This is a genomic window from Microbacterium sp. F2 (genome assembly GCF_052274505.1).
Taxonomy (GTDB): domain Bacteria; phylum Actinomycetota; class Actinomycetes; order Actinomycetales; family Microbacteriaceae; genus Microbacterium.
On record NZ_JBNVBV010000001.1, the window covers coordinates 315,361 to 332,559 of the forward strand.

Genomic DNA, 17,199 nt, shown 5'->3' on the forward strand with positions numbered 1-17,199 from the left:
CTTGGACGGCTCCGCGAGGCGGCGAACCCGTCCCGGTGCCGACGACAGCCCCAGACAATGCAAGGAGGCGCCGTGGACGACGCGCAGACCCCGCAGCAGAAGGCCATCCTGACCGTCGGTGATCGGACCGCCGAATTCCCCGTGCTCCACGGCACAGACGGGGTGCCGAGCATCGACGTCGCGACACTCACCCGGCAGACCGGGTTCACGGCTTTGGACTACGGGTTCGTCAACACGGCATCGACGAAGTCGGCGATCACCTACATCGACGGGGATGCCGGCATCCTGCGCTACCGCGGCTATCCGATCGAGCAGCTCGCGACCCACAGCACGTACCTCGAAGTCGCGTGGCTGCTCATCTACGGTGAGCTGCCCACGGCCGACGAACTTGCAGAGTTCGACAGCCGCATCCGTCGCCACACGCTGCTGCACGAGGATCTCAAGCGCTTCTTCGGCTCGCTGCCCCCCACGGCGCACCCGATGTCGGTGCTGTCAGCGGCGACGGCGGCCCTGTCGACCTACTACGAAGATGAGTCCGACCCCCACAACCCCGAGCACGTCGAGGTCAACACGATCCGGCTTCTCGCGAAGCTCCCGGTCATCGCGGCGTACGCCCACAAGAAGAGCATCGGTCAGGCGTTCCTCTACCCCGATAACTCGATGAGCTTCGTCGACAACTTCCTCAAGCTCAATTTCGGTGTCCTGTCCGAGCTGTACGAGGTGAACCCGGTGGTTTCCCGGGCGCTCGAGCGGTTGCTCATCCTGCACGAAGATCACGAGCAGAACGCGTCGACCTCGACGGTGCGCCTGGTCGGATCAACCGGCGCCAACCAGTTCTCGTCGATCTCGGCGGGTATCAACGCGCTCTACGGTCCGTTGCACGGTGGCGCGAACGAAGCGGTTCTCTCCATGCTTGCCCGCATCCGCGACTCGGGCGAGAGCGTCGAGCGTTTCGTCGAGCGGGTCAAGAACAAAGAAGACGGCGTCAAGCTCATGGGCTTCGGTCACCGTGTCTACAAGAACTACGATCCGCGGGCCAAGCTCGTGAAGGAGTCAGCCGACGAGGTGCTCTCGGAACTCGGCGTGCACGACCCGCTGCTGGATCTTGCCAAGCAGCTCGAAGAGATCGCCCTCAACGACGACTACTTCAAGGAGCGTCGCCTCTACCCGAACGTCGACTTCTACACCGGCGTCATGTACAAGGCGATGGGCTTCCCCACGCGCATGTTCACCGTGCTGTTCGCGATCGGTCGCCTTCCGGGGTGGCTCGCGCACTGGCGGGAGATGAACGGCGACCCGCAGACCAAGATCGGTCGGCCGCAGCAGCTGTACACGGGCGCACCCGAGCGCATGTACCCGGGCGTCTGAGAGAGCTGCTGCGCCAGCCCGCCGCGAGGAATCTGGCATTCTGAACGGATGCCGAAGCTCCTCGTCCGCGTTCCCTCCCCGCTCCTCGCTCAGGGGGAACTGACACACCTCGACCGAGTCGAGGCGGATGCCGACCTCGCGCTGTCTCAGTGGCGGGACTATGGCTCGGTCTATCGTGACCGTGGCTGGCAGATTGTCGACGTTGCTGAGGCCCCGGACCAGCCCGATGGTGTCTTCATCGAGGATGCCCTCGTCGTGTTCGACGACATCGTGGTGATCGGTCGGCCCGGCGCCGAATCTCGACGCGGCGAGATCGCAACGGCCCGGGCGGCGGCAGACTCGCTCGGCCTCCCAGTCCACGAGATCGTGGCGCCGGGCACTCTCGACGGGGGCGATGTGCTCAAGATCGGGCGCACCGTCTATGTCGGGGCGTCATCCCGCACCAACGATGACGGCATCCGCCAACTGGAGGCTCTGCTCGCCCCGCGGGGATGGAAGATCGTGGCCGTGCCGGTGACGCGGGTCCTGCATCTGAAGAGCGCGGTTACGGCGCTTCCTGACGGCACGGTCATCGGCTACGAGCCGCTCGTCGACGACCCATCGGTGTTCCCGCGCTTTCTTCCCGTCCCCGAAGAGCACGGCACTGCGGTGGTCGTGCTCGATGAGGCGACGGTCTTGATGTCGGCGGATGCGCCGCAGACCGCCGCGTTGCTCCGGTCGCGCGGACTGACCGTCATCCAGACGCCCGTGACCGAGTTCGAGAAGCTCGAGGGGTGCGTCACGTGCCTCTCGGTGCGCGTGCGTCGCTGAATCGCGTCGTCGCGATCGTCCTCAGGCGTGCAGCGCCTCGTTGAGGGTCACCCCGACACCGGCGCGCCGCACTGCCTCGATCGCGCCCGTAAGCGAGTTGCGGCGGAACAGGATTCCGTCGCGGCCGGAGAGCTCAGCGCCCTTGACGGTCGGGTGCGTGCCGTCGGCGCCGACCGGCTCGTCGGCAAGCACGATCTTCGACCCGGCGGTCACATACAACCCTGCCTCGACGACGCAATCGTCTCCGAGCGAGATGCCGATGCCGGCGTTCGCGCCGAGGAGCGTCCGTTCACCGATCGAGACGCGGTGGGCTCCGCCGCCCGAGAGTGTGCCCATGATCGAGGCGCCACCGCCGATGTCGCTGCCGTCACCGACGATCACGCCCTGTGAAATGCGCCCTTCGACCATGCTCTGACCGAGCGTCCCGGCGTTGAAGTTCACGAAGCCTTCGTGCATCACCGTGGTGCCCGGCGACAGATAGGCGCCCAGCCGCACGCGTGATGCGTCGGCGATGCGGACTCCGGCGGGCACGACGTAATCGGTCAAACGCGGGAACTTGTCCAGCCCCTGCACCTGGATGCCGGCGCGCTGCAGTCGTGGACGCAGCCGGTCGAGCCACCGTGGGTCGACGGGGCCGGCGTTCGTCCACGCAACATTCGGGAGCGCGCCGAAGATGCCGTCGAGATTCAGATCGTTCGGAGCGACGAGTCGGTGCGACAGTGCGTGGAGGCGGAGGTAGGCATCCGGAGTACCCGAGGGCGCCGCGTCGAGATCGATCTCGATCTCGACCTGCTCGATGGTTACACCGCGGGTGTCATCCGCACCCACAGCCTCGGACACGACGGCTCGCGCAGCCTCGTGAGCGTCCTGGTTATCGGACAGCGCACCGGACTGGGGGGAGGGGTACCAGGTGTCCAAGACCATGCCGTCTGCCGCGACAGTTGCCGCCCCGATACCGCTGATCATCCGCTGTGCCGTCATCGTTCCAGGGTATCGACTCGCGCCCCCTCGGGCGGTTCCTGTGACGCCGCCCACCGCACCACGAAGGGCCCTGGCTAGACTCGAGGGGTGCTGGACCTGACCTCGAATTCTGTCGATCTCACCCGCGCGATCTGCGACATCCCCAGCGTCTCTGGCGGCGAAGGACATCTCGCAGACCTGATCGAGGAGGCAGTGCGTGCTCTGGCGCACCTCGAGGTCATCCGGGATGGCGACACGGTCATCGCCCGCACGAACCTCGGAAGAGCTCGCCGGGTCGCGATCGCCGGACACATCGACACGGTGCCGATCAACCGAAACGTTCCCACCCGAACAGTCGACATCGACGGCGAAGAGTTCATCTGGGGACGCGGCACCGTCGATATGAAGGCCGGCGTTGCCGTTCAGCTCAAGCTCGCCGCCGACCTCGTTGCACCCAAAGCTGACATCACGTGGATTTGGTACGACCATGAGGAGGTTGCGGCAACCCTCAACGCCCTCACTCGCATCGCCGCGACCCGTGCCGACCTGCTCGCCGCTGATTTCGCGATTCTCGGAGAACCCTCCAACGGGCAGGTCGAGGGCGGCTGCAACGGTCACATGCGCGCTATCATCCGAACGCATGGTGTGCGCTCGCACAGTGCACGGTCGTGGATCGGGGAGAACGCCATCCACAAGGCGGCGCCGATCCTGGAGCGGCTTGCCGCCTATACGGCTCGCGAGGTTCCCGTCGATGGGCTCGTCTACCGAGAAGGCTTGAACGCGGTTCGCATCACGGGCGGTGTGGCAGGAAACGTCATCCCCGATCTCTGTGAGGTCGAGGTGAACTACCGCTTTGCTCCCTCACGCAGCGGCGCTGAGGCCGAGGCGCACGTGCGAGAGGTCTTCGACGGGTTCGAGGTCGAGGTCATCGACATGGCCGAGGGCGCTCGGCCGGGGCTGGACGATCCCCTGGCGCAGGAGTTCGTCGCTGCCGTGGGCGGTACGGCCCAGCCCAAGTACGGCTGGACGGACGTTGCCCGCTTCTCGGCCCTCGGCATCCCGGCTGTCAACTACGGCCCGGGGGACCCGCAGCTGGCCCACCACGACGAAGAGCGCGTTGCCGTCGCCCAGATCCGGGATGTCGAGCGCGGGCTGCGCGCGTGGCTGACCTGACGACAGCGGCACCGGCGCCGCCCTCCCGGCGGTCGATCCCGCCGGCGCTGACGATTGCGCTCATCTATCTCGCTGCGCGGGCCGTCACGTTCGGCTTTCTGATCCTGGCTGCCGCGTTATCGGCCGAGGGCACACGTTTCGGTGCGGGGGCGAGCGTTCAAGACCTCGTGGTGGGCTGGGACGCCCAGTGGTACTGGTATCTTGCCGTCAACGGGTATCCGGCTGACCTACCGCTAACTGACGCGGGCGCGGTAGCCGAGAACCAGTGGGCATTCATGCCGATCTACGCCTACCTCGCTGCCGCGATGGCGCCGCTCGTGGGCGGGTGGTGGGGAGTCGCTGCCGTCCTGATCTCGCTGGCATCCGGGTACGGGGCGACCTACGTGCTGTACCGGATGCTGCGCGGTCGGATCGGGGGATCGGCTGCCATCTGGGCGGCTGCCTTCTTTGCCGCAGGGCCCCTGGCGGCGCTCTTCCAGGTCGGCTACGCAGAAGCCCTCTTTCTGTTGTGGCTGTTCCTTGCCCTGTGGGCGGTCACAGCGCGGCGCTTCGTGTGGGTCTACCCGCTCGTGGTCCTCATGGGGTACACGCGGCCCGGCGTTCTTGCGTTCGCCCTGTTCATCGGCCTCTTCGGCATCTGGCGTTTCTTCTCACGCCGCACCGAACCGCTTCGTGCGCGCGAGGTCATCCACATCGTCGCGCTGGGCGCGCTCGCCACCGCTGTGGGGTTCTCCTGGCAGATCATCGCGGCTTTCGTCACGGGGGACCCCGGTGCCTACCTTGCCACCGAACTCGCCTGGCGGCGCAACTGGCTCCTGGACGATGGGGGGCACTTTCTGCCGTTTGACGCTTTCGTGCGCGGTGCTGCGTTTTGGGGAGAGGTCTGGGGGTTGGGGGCTAACGGCGGCGTCATCCTGCTCGTGTTCATTCTTGCCGGCGCGGCCGCGGCGCTCCTGTGGGCACCTCAGGTTCGGGCGCTGGGACCCGAGATCCGCCTCTGGGCTGTCAGCTACCTCGTCTACCTGCTGGCAGTGTTCTTCCCTCAGTCGAGCATCTTCCGCCTGCTGGTGCCGATCTCGCCCCTGTGGGGCGCGGTCGCGGTGCCGCGGTCCCTTGTGTGGCGCGTCGGCGTGCTCATTGCGTGCCTTGCCGGGCAGTGGTGGTGGATCTACAACATGTATGCACTCGGCAACCGTTTCTGGCAGATCCCCTAAGCTTGATTGGTAGACCACGACGAAAGGGAGCCGCCATGGCAGCCATGAAGCCGCGAACCGGAGACGGACCGATGGAGGCCGTGAAGGAAGGCCGCCTCATCATCGTGCGAGTACCTCTCGAAGGCGGTGGCCGCCTTGTCGTCTCGGTGAACGACGCCGAGGCCAAGGAACTGTACGACGTGCTCGGCGGAGTTGTCGGAGCCGCGTAACGCGCGATGATCTCACGAACGAAGCGGCCGGTCTGGTGACCGGCCGCTTCGGCGTCTCTGCCTCGCCTAGACCGACGCGAGAGTCGTCAGCTGGAGGAGTCCTTCCCGCGCGGTGTTGAGTGCGCCCAGGACGGCGGGGGACTGCGCGACCTCTTGAATGAGCGAGCGGTACGCGGTCGTGACGTCGTCGCGTTTGACCGGATCGGCGACCGCGCCTCCGGCGAGGACTCGCGGGACGAGCACCGTGCCGCCGGGGCGCACCAGGCGCAGCCCGTGCTCGACATACTCGATGACGCCCTCGGGCTCGGCGTCGACCAGCACGATGTCGTACGATGCCTCGTTCATCCGAGGAAGTACTTCGGCCGCGCGGCCCGTGATGAAACGGGCACGTGCCGGCGGGACCTTGGCCTGCGCGAATGCCTGACGCGCTGCCCCCAGATGCTCAGGCTCGACATCGATCGTGGTGAGAGTCGCCTGCGGCGCTCCGCGCAGCAGCCACAGCCCGGAGACTCCGCCGCCCGTGCCGATCTCGACGATGTTCAACGCACGCCCGACGGCGGCGATCGTGGCACACTGCACACCGACCGCAGCGCTGATCGGTTCGGCGCCGAGTTCGAGCGCAGCCTCGCGAGCGCGGGCGATCGCGTCGGGTTCGACAGTGACCTCTTCGACGAATCGATTGACCGCGTGATCTCCCATGCACTGCCCTTTCTCTGAGGGGCAAGCCTACGGGCGCGCAGCCGGAATCTCGCTGAGGCGCGAGGGGTAATCTTGACCCATGTTCAACGGGATCACGATCGAGAAGCTTCTGCTGATCGCTCTGATCGCCGGGATGATCATCGGTCCGCAGCGGCTTCCCCGCTACGCAGCAGCTCTCGGACAGTTCGTGCGCCGAGCCCGTGACTTCGCCCGCTCCGCCGGCTCGCGCGTCAAAGAAGAGATGGGCGAGGACTTCGACGACGTGGATTGGCGCACGCTCGATCCACGGCAGTACGACCCGCGTCGCATCATCCGTGAGGCACTGCTGGATGACCCGCCGACGCCGCCCGTCAAGCCTCAGTCCGCGACGATGGCCGCGGCCGGGGCCGCTGCTGGAGCGACCACGACGTCGACGAAGGCACCGCCGCTGGCGGTGGGTGAGATCCCGCCGTTCGACGCCGAAGCTACCTGACGCGCATCGGGAGGGGGCGGCCCGACAGTCCGCGCCCGGAGCCCAGGACCGCCTCCGCGACAGCTTCAATCGCCGCTGCGGCAGGGTCAGCGGCATCCGTCACGAGGTGCACGTCGCCGGCGTCGCCGGATGCCCGTACGCCCTGACTCAGAGGAATCGAGCCGAGGAGCGGGACAGGTTCGGCATCCGTCTGCAGCGCCTGGGCGACAAGCTCGCCGCCGCCGGAGCCGAACAGATCGAGCACCGTGCCGTCGGGGAGGGTCAGCGGCGCCATGTTCTCGACGACCCCCAGCACGCGCTGTCCTGTCTGCCGCGCAACGAGCCCTGAGCGGATCGCGACGTCAGCGGCTGCGCGCTGGGGCGTGGTCACCACGATGACCTCGGCGTGGGGCAGGAGCTGGCCGACGGAGATCGCGACATCGCCCGTTCCCGGTGGCATGTCCAGCAGCAGAATGTCGAGGTCACCGAAGTGGACGTCGGTGAGGAACTGCTGCACGGTGCGGTGCAGCATCGGGCCCCGCCACGCCACGGCGCCGAGCGGCTCTTCTCCCGAACCGCGTCGCAGGAACATTCCGATCGAGATCACCTTCACCCCGTGCGCGACGGGAGGAAGCATGAGGTCATCGATCCGGGTCGGTTGCGGGGGTGCTCCGTCGGGTCCGACAAGACCCAGGATGCCGGGAATCGAGAACCCGTGGACGTCGGCGTCGATGAGCCCGACGCGAAGACCGCGCGCTGCCAGGGTCGTCGCCAGGAGCGCGGTCAGCGTCGACTTGCCGACACCGCCCTTGCCGCTCGTCACGGCGATCACGCGGGTCAGGGAGTCGGGCCCGAACGGCATCGACCGGGCCGGGCGTCCGCCGCGCAGCATCTCGGTGAGGCGGGCCCGCTCGTCGGCATCCATGACCCCGACCGCGATCTCCGCTGACGCCACCCCGGGGACTGACAGGGCCGCGGCGCGAACGTCGGATTCGATGCGCGCGGCGGCGGGGCATCCGGCGACGGTGAGAGCGATGTCGACCCACGCCGCGCCATCGTCAACCCGCGCGCCCCGTACCATCCCGAGCTCACCGATCGGGCGGCGCAATTCCGGATCGATCACCGAGCCGACGGCGCGCGCGACCTCGTCTGCGGCAGTCACCGCACGTCTCCGCTGCGAATCATGCCGAGTGGCCCTCGTGGGGGAGCGTCGGGCCCGCGGAGGGCACCGCGTCGGTGGGCTGCTGCTCGGCGCGTTCGTCGAGCTTTCTCAACAGCGACTTCAGTTCGGCGCGCAGTGTGTCACGGGTCACGACCTCCGAGGTCACCTCGGTGAGGGCGATGCGCAAGGCCACGATCTCGCGCGCGAGGTACTCCGTATCGGCGAGGTTCCGCTCTGCGCGCTGACGGTCCTGCTCGATCTGCACGCGGTCGCGATCGTCCTGCCGGTTCTGGGCGAGCAGGATGAGGGGGGCGGCATAGGAGGCCTGCAGTGAGAGCATGAGCGTCAGGGCAGTGAAGCCGTTGGCTGCCGAATCGAACCGCAGGTTCTCGGGGGCCGCAGTGTTCCACGCGATCCACGCGACGCAGAACAGGGTGAGAGCCACCAGGAACCAGGGGGTGCCCATATTGCGGGCGATCCACTCGGTTGCTCGGCCGAACCGATCCCGCGAGGGCTGGGGCGTGCGACTGCGAATCGGCATGCTCGACCGACCGCGGGGAGCGTCCAGCCCCCGGGGTGAGCGCGCCATCACAGCTTCACCGGCCCTGTCCAGGGAAACGACACCGGTCGCTGGTCGGTCGAGTGCGAGCGCCAGTCCTCAGGCAGCAGGTAGTCGAGCACGTCGTCGACGCTGACGACACCGACCAGGCGGTGGACTTGGTCGACGACCGGCACCGATACCAGGTTGTACGAGGCGAGGATGCGGGCGACCTCGGCTGCCGTCGCGGTGGCTGCCAGCGGCTCGATGGTGTCATCGATGAGGGAGCCGAGCCGCTCGTGCGGCGGGTAGCGCAGCATCCGTTGGAAGTGCACGGTGCCCAGGAACCGGCCCGTCGGCGTTTCGTACGGGGGCAGGGTAATGAACACTGACGCCGCGAGTGCCGGATGCAGCTCGTGGCGGCGGATGAGCGCGAGTGCTTCAGCGACGGTCGCTTCGGCGGAGAGCACGATCGGCTCGCTCGTCATGAGACCGCCGGCGGTGTCAGGGCCGTACTTCAGGAGTTCACGGACGTCTTCGGCTTCCTCGGGCTCCATGAGATCGAGCAGCGCCTCGCTGCGGCCCGCCGGAAGCTGTCCGAGAAGGTCGGCTGCGTCATCCGGTTCCATCGCGTCGAGGATGTCGGCGGCACGCTCGTCACCCAGCTGCTCGAGAATGTGCGCCTGGTCATCCTCGGGCATCTCTTCGAGCGCGTCAGCGAGGCGGTCGTCGGGGAGTTCCTCGGCGACCTCGAGCAGTCGGGCGTCGGGAAGGTCGAGCAGCGTGTTGGCGAGGTCTGCGGGCTTCAGCTCGCTCAGGGTCGCAACGAGCTGTTCGGCCGACGGCTCCTGCGTCGAATCGAGCTGCTCGGTGACCTCTTCCCAGCTGGCGAGCGTGGTCGGGCCCTTCGTGAACGGGGAAGCGCTGGTGCGGGGACGACGCAGGAACAGCTGGCCGATGTCCCAGGCTCCGAGCCGGTCCCGCTCGATCGCGGCATCCTCGATGACTGCCTCGCCTGACCCGTCGCGGAAGTACACGCGGCGACCGAGGAGTTCGGCGAGGACCCGGACCTCGCCACCGCGCTGCTGGAAGCGGCGGACGTTGATGAGGCCGGTAGTGATGACCTGCCCCGGGGCGATCGAGGTGACGCGCCCGATCGAGACGAAGACGTTTCGTCGGCCGGGAATCTCGACCACGAGCCCGACGACGCGCGGTGGGTCATCGGCGCGGTAGACGACCACGACATCGCGGACCCGTCCGAGCCGGTCGCCGGCAGGGTCGAAGACGGCGCAGCCCGAGAGGCGCGCGACAAAGACCCGCTGCGTGTTCACCCGTCCAGCGTAGCCCCGCGCCCGGGCATGCCCTCCTGTGGTTACGAGCGGCGATTCGTGGCGACTCAGCGGATGGCAAGACCCGGCATGGGAGGATGAACGAATGAGCATGATGGGGGGCCAGTTCGCCCGCAACCTCGAGGACGTCGGACAGACCGTCGCGACCTTCGACAAGTACGAAGCTGCCCAGAAGGCGGTGTCCAAGCTCATCGCCGAAGACATTCCCGCCCGTGAGATCACGATCGTGGGTCAAGGGTTGCGTTCGATGGAGCGGGTCACCGGTCGCCTCGGCTACGCGACGGCTGCTCGCTCGGGCGCGATCAACGGACTTCTCCTGGGCATGCTGTTTTCTGCCGTCTTCGTGCTCGGGATGCCGAACGTGCCGGTCCAGGCCTTCGTCGGTGTGCTGTTCGTCGGTATCGCGATCGGGATGCTGGCGAGCCTGCTGACCTTCGCCATCGTTCGACGCCGTCGCGACTTCGCGTCGGTCATGCAGTTCGTCGCCGACCACTACGACATCGCGGTTGCCGCCAGCAGTGCGGGCAGGGCACGCCAGGTGCTGGGCCCGCAGGCTGCAGCGCAGGCAGCGCCGCGCACGCAGGTGGTAGCCCCGCCGCCCGAGCGGCCGGCTGCCCCTCAGGAACCGCCGCGCTACGGTCAGCGGATCGAGGACGTGACGCCGCCGGAGGCAGCGGCAGAAGCCGCGACTGACGCGTCATCCGAGCCCGGCCCTCCCGACACCGGGGCCGACCACGACCAGGAAGCGGCGCCTCGGGCCGACGACAAGGCCTAGCCGCACGCTCCCTGCGCTAGCGCGCGAGGCGCGCGATCCAGGCTTCGACCTCGTCGGCGGTGCGCGGGATCCCTGCCGACAGGTTCACGGGGCCTTCGGCGGTCATCAGGACGTCATCCTCGATCCGAACACCGATGCCGCGCAGTTCTTCGGGCACCGTGAGGTCGTCGATCTGGAAGTACAGCCCCGGCTCGATCGTGAACACCATTCCGGGCTGCAGGATGCCGTCGTAGTACATCTCGCGGCGGGCCTGCGCACAGTCGTGAACGTCGATGCCGAGGTGGTGGCTGGTTCCGTGCACCATGTACCGGCGGTGCTGACCACCGGTGTCGGGAGCGAGCGCTTCGTCAGCGGTCACCGGGAGAAGGCCCCACTCCGCGGTGCGGGCGGCGATGACCCCCATCGCGGCTTCGTGGATGGATCGGAAGGTGACCCCGGGGCGGGCAGCGGCGAACGCGGCATCCGCGGCCTCCCGCACGGTCTCGTAGACGCGCCGCTGTACCTCCGTGAACGTCCCGCTGACCGGCAGCGTTCGGGTGATGTCTGCGGTGTAGAGGCTGTCGAGCTCGACGCCAGCATCGATCAGGATCAGATCTCCCGGCAGCACTGCGCCGTCGTTGCGGGTCCAGTGCAGGTAGCAGGCGTGGGGTCCGGATGCGGCGATCGTGTCGTACCCCTCCCCGTTGCCGTCGCTGCGCGCACGGAGGTGGAAGACGCCCTCGACAATCCGCTCTCCGCGAGGGTGCTCGATGATCCGGGGGAGGTCGGCGACGATGTCGTCGAACCCTGCCGCGGTCACGGCCACGGCTTCACGCATCTGCGCGATCTCATCCTCATCCTTGATCAGTCGCATCTCCGAGACCGTGCGGGTGAGGTCGGCGTCGGCGTCCACGACCCGCTCGCCGTCGGCGGGGACGAACGCGGCGATGTGGTCGGTGCGGATGCCGAGGTCAGCCGCAACACCCGCAAGCGCTGGGCGGGGGCCGATCCAGAACTCCCCGATGGATGCATCGGCGTAGAACTCCGCTGTCGTGCGGTCGGCGCGTTCGCGGAAGTACAGGACTGCCTCGTGTCCGCCGTCAGGAAGTGGATCCATGACGAGGATCGCGCCGGGTTCGGCATCCGACCCCCACCCGGTCAGGTGTGCGAAAGCCGAGTGAGCCCGGAACCGGTAGTCGGTGTCGTTCGAGCGCTGCTTGAGTTCACCGGCGGGAAAGACCAGCCGCTCGCCGGGGAAGGCGGCGGACAGCGCGGCGCGGCGTCGTGCCGCGAACACGGCCCGCGACCGGGCAGGGGGGAGTGCCTCGGGGCGCTCAGCCCAGCCCGTGGAGATCGTGTCGAGGAAGCCCTGCGGAAACGGCTGCTTGCGGTTCGTCGTGCTGTTTTCGGTCGCCGCAGTCGTTGTCGTGGCTTCGCTGTCGCCGGTCGTGCTCATTCCCCCAGTCTCGCACGCGCGGATCTCGGGAGTCAGGGGGTGGCTGGCTCCAGCTGCACCACGAGCGGCCGGTGATCGCTTCCGCTGCTGTCAACCGACGACAGGACGAGCGAGCCCGTCACCGTCCACGCGCCCGTTGTCATGACGTGGTCGATGGCGGTCCCGAACAGTGGCGGCCACGCCGTGCTCCAGGTGCCCACGGCTCCTGTGCCGCTGGCTGCCGCGGCATCCCGGCAGCGTCCGAGTTCGCCGCCATCGACGCCGAGTCCACCGAAGTGGTCGAGCGTCGCGTTGAAGTCGCCGGCCATGATGACGTTGTCAGCGGCGCACTGGTCGCCGAGCCAGCGGAGGTCTGCGCGCCAGTCCTCCATGTAGTCGGCGCGGGGTGCGACGGCGTGTGCTGCCACCACGATCGGGCCGACCCCCGAGACGGGCATCGCGACGGCGCTTGGCACCGTGGATGTCGTGCTCGTGCCCTCCACCGACGACTCGATCACGGCGTAATCGCCGAGGTCCGGGGTGATGAGCAGGGTCGTCGATCCGGCATCCCACGGGGTCGACGGGTCCTTCGCGTGGTGTGCCCACATCGGATGCCCGAGCTCACGCATCTCGATTGCGACCTGCTCGCCGGTCTCGATGGTCGTCTCGGGAAGGGCGACGATGTCGGCATCCATCGCGACCGCGAGCCGCGCGATCTCATCGGCCGACGTTGCGGGTCCCGCGGTGTTCCAGGTCATGACGCGGATGGCGGTGTCGGTCTTCGCAGGAAGGCCCTCTGTGCCGATGCCGCGACCCAGCACGACCGACCCGTTCGCGACGACACCGACCAGCGCGACGATCAGGATGGTGACCGCGAGCGGGCGGATCGAACGAGCGAACGAAGCGAACAGCGCGAGGATGCCGACCGCCGCGAGACCGAGCACGATCACGCCGCGGAAGGCGATGATCTGCGCGATCGGTGCGAGGCGCTCGACCCGGAAAAAGTCGGGAGCGGTGAGCACCGCGACCACGGCGATCCAGATCACCGCAACGAGGATCCCCAGAGCCCGACGCACGTGCGTGAGCCTATGCCAGCGGTCTGAGAGATAGGTAGGAGCCGCGCCGCGGTGAGCTGTGCGTGCGGCGCTAGGCTCAAACGGTGGACGACGAGCGGCTTTTCGAGGGACCCGCCGACCTGCATCTCCACTCGACGCAGTCAGATGGGACTGACGCGCCGGCTGACGTCATGCGGGCGGCGCATCGTCACGGCCTGCGCATTGCCGCCCTGACCGACCATGACACCGCCGCTGGCTGGGCAGAGGCCGCGGAGGCTGCGGCATCGCTCGGCATGATGTTCGTTCCGGGTATGGAGATGTCGGCGCGTGATGACTGGCGCAGCGTTCATGTGCTCGCGTACCTCTTCGACCCCGACGACGAGCAGCTGCGGGCGATGACCGAGCGGGTGCGGACGTCCCGGCTTGAGCGTGCCCGGATGATCTCCGATCGCATCGCCCGCGACTTCGACCTCGAGTGGGAAGACATCCTCGCGCAGACCTCCGACGGTGCCACCGTGGGTCGCCCCCACATCGCTGACGCGCTCGTCGCTCGTGGACACGTGCAGGATCGCGATGAGGCCTTCCGCAGCATCCTCAGCCCGCGGAGCCCCTACTACGTCGCTCTGTTCGCCCCCGACCCGGTCACCGCGGTCCGGCTCATCGTCGCAGCCGGGGGAGTCCCGATCCTCGCCCACCCCGCCGGGCGCGCGGGCCCGTTCCCCGCGCCGCTCGTGAACCGGATGCTGGATTCGGGGCTTGCCGGCTTCGAACTCGGCCACCGCGACAACACCGCTGCCGGCATCCGCGAGCTGGAACAGCTGGTCGCCGAGCGCGACCTCATCGTGACCGGCTCGAGCGACTATCACGGCCTCGGCAAGCCGAATGTGCCGGGCGAACACACGACAGCCCCCGCCATGGTCGAGCGCATCCTCGCCGCCGGGCACGGCAGTGCGCCGGTCTACCCCTGAGCGCGTGGCGCGCGCCACGCCAACGTCGCAGAATCGCGCCAACTCCGCACTTTCGGCTCAGAATCCTGCGAGGTTCGCGCGATTCTGCGAGGTTCGGATGCCGAACCTCTCGCGCACAGCGAAGCGCCCCCGCCTCAAGAAGAGACGGGGGCGCTTCGCGTGAGCGTCGGATCAGCCGAGGGCCTTGGCCTTCAGCTGGTCGTACTCGGCCTGTGAGATGGTGCCGGCGTCCAGGAGCGCCTTGGCGCGGGCGATCTCCTCGGCCGGGCTGTGCTTGGCCCCGCCACCGGCGACCGACTGGATGTAGGCATCCTGGGCCTGCTTGATCTGCTCGGCCTCCTTCATTGAGCGCTCGCTCATGCCGCGGCCGCGCGCGATGAGGTAGACCAGCGCCGTGATGAAGGGGAGGAAGAGCAGGAAGATGATCCAGACGGCCTTCCACCAACCGTTGAGCTTGTGGTCACGGAAGAGGTCGCCGATGATCGCGAACAGCACGAACAGGTACGCAACGAAGACGAAGATCCACAGGAACCACCAGATGATGTCCCAGAACGAGCCCCAGAATCCCTGGTACTCGTATCCCGTCGTCACAGCTTCAAGAAATCGCATGACAGCCTTTCGGGGTTTTCGCGGCGCCATGCCGCAGCCATCACCTTAGCGCTGTCGGGTGTCTCGTTTCGAGAGCAACGCCCGCGTCGTTGGGCGCAGATCAGGCTGCGTCGGGGCGAGGCCCCCGGCGCCGGCGTCGGCGACGTGGTGTCGTGGTGCCGTCGCGGTGCTCGGCGCCACCACCGTCGTGCGTGCCTGCGCCGTCGGCGGTGCGCGTCGGCGTTTCCGCTGAACCCTGCGACGCGCTCGAGCCCGACGCGCCTGACGAGCCGCCGCGCGAGCGACGACGACGCGATCCGGACCGTCCGTTCGATGACCCGCCCTCCACCGTCGAGACGGTTTCGGTGCGCGGCGCGGTCACGATGCGACCCTTCGTCCCCTCGGGGATGTCGAGATCGGTGTAGAGGTGCGGGCTCGACGAGTATGTCTCGATCGGCTCGGGCTGACCGAACTCCAGCGCGCGATTGATGAGGGCCCATTTGTGCAGGTCGTCCCAGTCGACGAAGGTCACGGCGATACCGGTGCGCCCGGCGCGGCCAGTGCGGCCTGCCCGGTGCAGATAGGTCTTTTCGTCGTCGGGGATGGTGTGGTTGATCACGTGCGTCACGTCGTCGACGTCGATGCCGCGGGCTGCGACATCCGTGGCGATCAGCACATCCTTCTTGCCGGCCTTGAACGCTGCCATGGAGCGCTCGCGGGCCTCCTGGCTCATGTCGCCATGCACCGCCACCGCCGAGAATCCGCGGTCCTGCAGCTCGTCGACGAGCTTCTGCGCTGCCCGCTTGGTGCGGGTGAAGATGACAGTCTTGCCGCGGCCCTCTGCCTGCAGGATGCGGGCGATGACCTCGTCCTTGTCGAGCGAGTGCGCGCGGTAGACGAGGTGACGGATGTTGGCCTGGGTGAGCCCTTCATCCGGGTCGGTCGCCCGGATGTGGATGGGGTTGCTCATGAAGCGCCGTGCCAGGGTCACGATCTGGCCGGGCATCGTCGCCGAGAACAGCTGCGTGTGGCGGACGGCGGGAACGCGCTGGAAGATCTTCTCGATGTCGGGAAGGAACCCGAGATCCAGCATCTTGTCGGCTTCGTCGAGCACAACTTCGGTCGCGTTCGACAGATCCAGGAGGCGCTGCCCGGCGAGGTCGATGAGTCGACCCGGAGTGCCGACGACGATCTGCGCGCCGGCCTTCAGCTGCTCGATCTGACCCTCGTAAGCCTTGCCGCCGTAGATGGCGACCACCGAGGTCGACCGGTTCTTGGTCAGCATGTCGATGTCTTCGTAGACCTGGACGGCGAGTTCCCGGGTGGGGACCACGATGAGCGCCTTCACGCCGTGTTCGGGGTCGAGTCCGAGTCGTTGCACGACCGGGATGCCGAAACCGAAGGTCTTGCCGGTGCCGGTCTTTGCCTGGCCGATGATGTCCTGGCCGGGAAGGCCTAGGGGAATGGTCTGTTCCTGGATGGGAAATGCATCCACGATGCCGCGCTCGGCGAGCGCATCGACGATGTCTTGATCTACGCCGAGGTCGGCGAAAGTCGTCACGATAAAAGCCTGTCTGGCAGCCTGCGCTGCCGCTGGTTCCGGATCCACGCCCTTCACTCAGCCGCAGGCGCGGGGCTCCGGGCCTACGCCGGAGACTGCCTCAGTCTATCGGCGAGCGCTGGATGACCCCTCGGAGCGGCCTCGCCCGGCGGGTCGCCCCGTGCTGGCCCTAGGCTGTGTGCGTGGTCGACTGGAAGTTTTGGCGAAAGAGCCGTCCGCTGGCCGCGACGCTGTCGTTGCGGTCTCGGGGCGACTTCGGCGACGCGCATCGCGTCGATTTCGAAGAGCTCGCTCCCGACATTGACGTCTTCCTCGGCCAGGCCGCCTATCTGCAGCTCGGGTTCTTCGAGACTCTGAGTGAGCTCATCGCCATGACGCCGTCGCTCGAGAAGAAGGAAGCGCTGTCGCGAGCTGCGGGGGCGGCACTGACCAAGCACGAGGCTCTTGTCGACGTCATCCGTGATCGAGGAGATGATCCCACCGCGCTGATGCTGCCCTTCCGGGAACCGCTCGATCAGTTCCGCCGCGCCACCCACGGCGTGCGCCCGCAGGAGACCATGCTGTCGGTCCACATCATCGCCGGCATGCTCGACGACTTCTACCTTGCGCTCGCTGCCAGCTACGGAGACACCGGGCGTCGCGTCGCGCGCATTCTCGGTGCGGATGCCGACCGTCAGGCGGTCGTCGAGATTCTCACCGAAACGATCGACAGCGACGACGAGTGGCGCTCGTTGCTGGCGATGTGGGGCCGGCGCCTGGTGGGGGACACGTTGTTGGTCGCGCGAGCGGCGCTACGACCCAAGCAGCTTCAGGTGCAAGACGAGCAGAAGGTCGAGCCGGTGTTCACGCAGCTCATGGCAGCGCACTCCCGACGGATGGACGACCTCGGGCTTGCCGCGTAGTCC

At 67.7% G+C, this 17,199-nt stretch carries 18 protein-coding genes; 9 read left to right on the top strand and 9 right to left on the bottom strand.

Features of this window, described 5'->3' with window-relative positions:
• Positions 1 to 72 precede the first annotated feature (72 nt).
• Positions 73 to 1,368, top strand: a complete 1,296-nt coding sequence (locus tag ACQVDU_RS01550) for a citrate synthase (protein WP_443476108.1) — start codon at positions 73 to 75, stop codon at positions 1,366 to 1,368.
• 48 nt (positions 1,369 to 1,416) lie between these two features.
• Positions 1,417 to 2,178 (top strand): dimethylargininase, encoded by a 762-nt coding sequence (gene ddaH, locus ACQVDU_RS01555; RefSeq protein WP_443476109.1) that lies wholly within the window; start codon positions 1,417 to 1,419, stop codon positions 2,176 to 2,178.
• Between the two features lie 21 nt (positions 2,179 to 2,199).
• Here ddaH and dapD read toward each other — a convergent pair whose 3' ends face one another.
• The gene (dapD, locus tag ACQVDU_RS01560; protein ID WP_443476110.1) at positions 2,200 to 3,159 is read right to left on the bottom strand and encodes a 2,3,4,5-tetrahydropyridine-2,6-dicarboxylate N-succinyltransferase; all 960 of its coding nucleotides are present in this window, start codon (positions 3,157 to 3,159) and stop codon (positions 2,200 to 2,202) included.
• An 87-nt stretch (positions 3,160 to 3,246) separates the two neighbouring features.
• Here dapD and dapE point away from each other — a divergent pair, with 87 nt between their 5' ends.
• Genes dapE through ACQVDU_RS01575 form a run of 3 tightly spaced genes read left to right on the top strand, consistent with a single transcriptional unit; the run spans position 3,247 to position 5,734 of the window.
• The gene (gene dapE, locus ACQVDU_RS01565) at positions 3,247 to 4,311 is read left to right on the top strand and encodes a succinyl-diaminopimelate desuccinylase (RefSeq protein WP_443476111.1); all 1,065 of its coding nucleotides are present in this window, start codon (positions 3,247 to 3,249) and stop codon (positions 4,309 to 4,311) included.
• Positions 4,299 to 5,525: a hypothetical protein gene (locus ACQVDU_RS01570; protein ID WP_443476112.1), complete on the top strand. Its 1,227-nt coding sequence runs from the start codon at positions 4,299 to 4,301 to the stop codon at positions 5,523 to 5,525. The genes dapE and ACQVDU_RS01570 overlap by 13 nt, the downstream gene beginning before the upstream one ends.
• 35 nt (positions 5,526 to 5,560) lie before the next feature.
• On the top strand, positions 5,561 to 5,734 hold the full coding sequence (locus ACQVDU_RS01575) for a DUF3117 domain-containing protein (protein WP_076490128.1): 174 nt from the start codon (positions 5,561 to 5,563) through the stop codon (positions 5,732 to 5,734).
• Between the two features lie 66 nt (positions 5,735 to 5,800).
• Here the strand turns inward: ACQVDU_RS01575 and ACQVDU_RS01580 are convergent, their stop codons facing one another.
• A complete protein-coding gene (locus ACQVDU_RS01580; protein ID WP_443476113.1) occupies positions 5,801 to 6,433 on the bottom strand; it encodes an O-methyltransferase in 633 nt (210 codons plus the stop codon).
• Positions 6,434 to 6,512: 79 nt separating this feature from the next.
• Here ACQVDU_RS01580 and ACQVDU_RS01585 point away from each other — a divergent pair, with 79 nt between their 5' ends.
• Complete coding sequence (locus ACQVDU_RS01585) at positions 6,513 to 6,905, top strand: Sec-independent protein translocase TatB (RefSeq protein ID WP_331791415.1); 393 nt, start codon at positions 6,513 to 6,515, stop codon at positions 6,903 to 6,905.
• Here the strand turns inward: ACQVDU_RS01585 and ACQVDU_RS01590 are convergent.
• From ACQVDU_RS01590 to ACQVDU_RS01600, 3 genes are read right to left on the bottom strand one after another with little or no spacing between them, the layout of a single operon-like run.
• Positions 6,898 to 8,046: a P-loop NTPase gene (locus ACQVDU_RS01590; RefSeq protein WP_443476114.1), complete on the bottom strand. Its 1,149-nt coding sequence runs from the start codon at positions 8,044 to 8,046 to the stop codon at positions 6,898 to 6,900. The two genes, ACQVDU_RS01585 and ACQVDU_RS01590, sit on opposite strands and share 8 nt — an antisense overlap.
• Positions 8,047 to 8,065: 19 nt before the next feature.
• Positions 8,066 to 8,635 carry a DUF1003 domain-containing protein gene (locus ACQVDU_RS01595; protein ID WP_292708512.1) on the bottom strand — a complete coding sequence of 190 codons (570 nt, stop codon included), beginning with the start codon at positions 8,633 to 8,635 and terminating at the stop codon, positions 8,066 to 8,068.
• Positions 8,635 to 9,915 carry a magnesium transporter MgtE N-terminal domain-containing protein gene (locus ACQVDU_RS01600; protein ID WP_300590951.1) on the bottom strand — a complete coding sequence of 427 codons (1,281 nt, stop codon included), beginning with the start codon at positions 9,913 to 9,915 and terminating at the stop codon, positions 8,635 to 8,637. Before ACQVDU_RS01600 ends, ACQVDU_RS01595 begins: the two co-directional genes overlap by 1 nt.
• Positions 9,916 to 10,018: 103 nt before the next feature.
• Here ACQVDU_RS01600 and ACQVDU_RS01605 point away from each other — a divergent pair, with 103 nt between their 5' ends.
• On the top strand, positions 10,019 to 10,708 hold the full coding sequence (locus ACQVDU_RS01605) for a general stress protein (RefSeq protein ID WP_443476115.1): 690 nt from the start codon (positions 10,019 to 10,021) through the stop codon (positions 10,706 to 10,708).
• 16 nt (positions 10,709 to 10,724) lie between these two features.
• Here the strand turns inward: ACQVDU_RS01605 and ACQVDU_RS01610 are convergent, their stop codons facing one another.
• Entirely contained in the window at positions 10,725 to 12,143 is a 1,419-nt protein-coding gene (locus ACQVDU_RS01610; RefSeq protein ID WP_443476116.1) for an aminopeptidase P family protein, read from the bottom strand.
• Positions 12,144 to 12,175: 32 nt separating this feature from the next.
• On the bottom strand, positions 12,176 to 13,198 hold the full coding sequence (locus ACQVDU_RS01615; RefSeq protein WP_443476117.1) for an endonuclease/exonuclease/phosphatase family protein: 1,023 nt from the start codon (positions 13,196 to 13,198) through the stop codon (positions 12,176 to 12,178).
• A gap of 83 nt (positions 13,199 to 13,281) precedes the next feature.
• Between ACQVDU_RS01615 and ACQVDU_RS01620 the strand changes: the two genes are divergently transcribed.
• Positions 13,282 to 14,145: a PHP domain-containing protein gene (locus ACQVDU_RS01620; RefSeq protein WP_443476118.1), complete on the top strand. Its 864-nt coding sequence runs from the start codon at positions 13,282 to 13,284 to the stop codon at positions 14,143 to 14,145.
• Positions 14,146 to 14,316: 171 nt separating this feature from the next.
• Here ACQVDU_RS01620 and ACQVDU_RS01625 read toward each other — a convergent pair whose 3' ends face one another.
• Both ACQVDU_RS01625 and ACQVDU_RS01630 read right to left on the bottom strand, forming a co-directional pair.
• Positions 14,317 to 14,754 carry an SHOCT domain-containing protein gene (locus ACQVDU_RS01625; protein ID WP_292735855.1) on the bottom strand — a complete coding sequence of 146 codons (438 nt, stop codon included), beginning with the start codon at positions 14,752 to 14,754 and terminating at the stop codon, positions 14,317 to 14,319.
• A gap of 100 nt (positions 14,755 to 14,854) precedes the next feature.
• On the bottom strand, positions 14,855 to 16,294 hold the full coding sequence (locus ACQVDU_RS01630) for a DEAD/DEAH box helicase (protein ID WP_443476119.1): 1,440 nt from the start codon (positions 16,292 to 16,294) through the stop codon (positions 14,855 to 14,857).
• 182 nt (positions 16,295 to 16,476) lie between these two features.
• Here ACQVDU_RS01630 and ACQVDU_RS01635 point away from each other — a divergent pair, with 182 nt between their 5' ends.
• Positions 16,477 to 17,196 carry a ferritin-like fold-containing protein gene (locus tag ACQVDU_RS01635; RefSeq protein ID WP_443476120.1) on the top strand — a complete coding sequence of 240 codons (720 nt, stop codon included), beginning with the start codon at positions 16,477 to 16,479 and terminating at the stop codon, positions 17,194 to 17,196.
• The last annotated feature ends 3 nt before the right edge of the window (positions 17,197 to 17,199 follow it).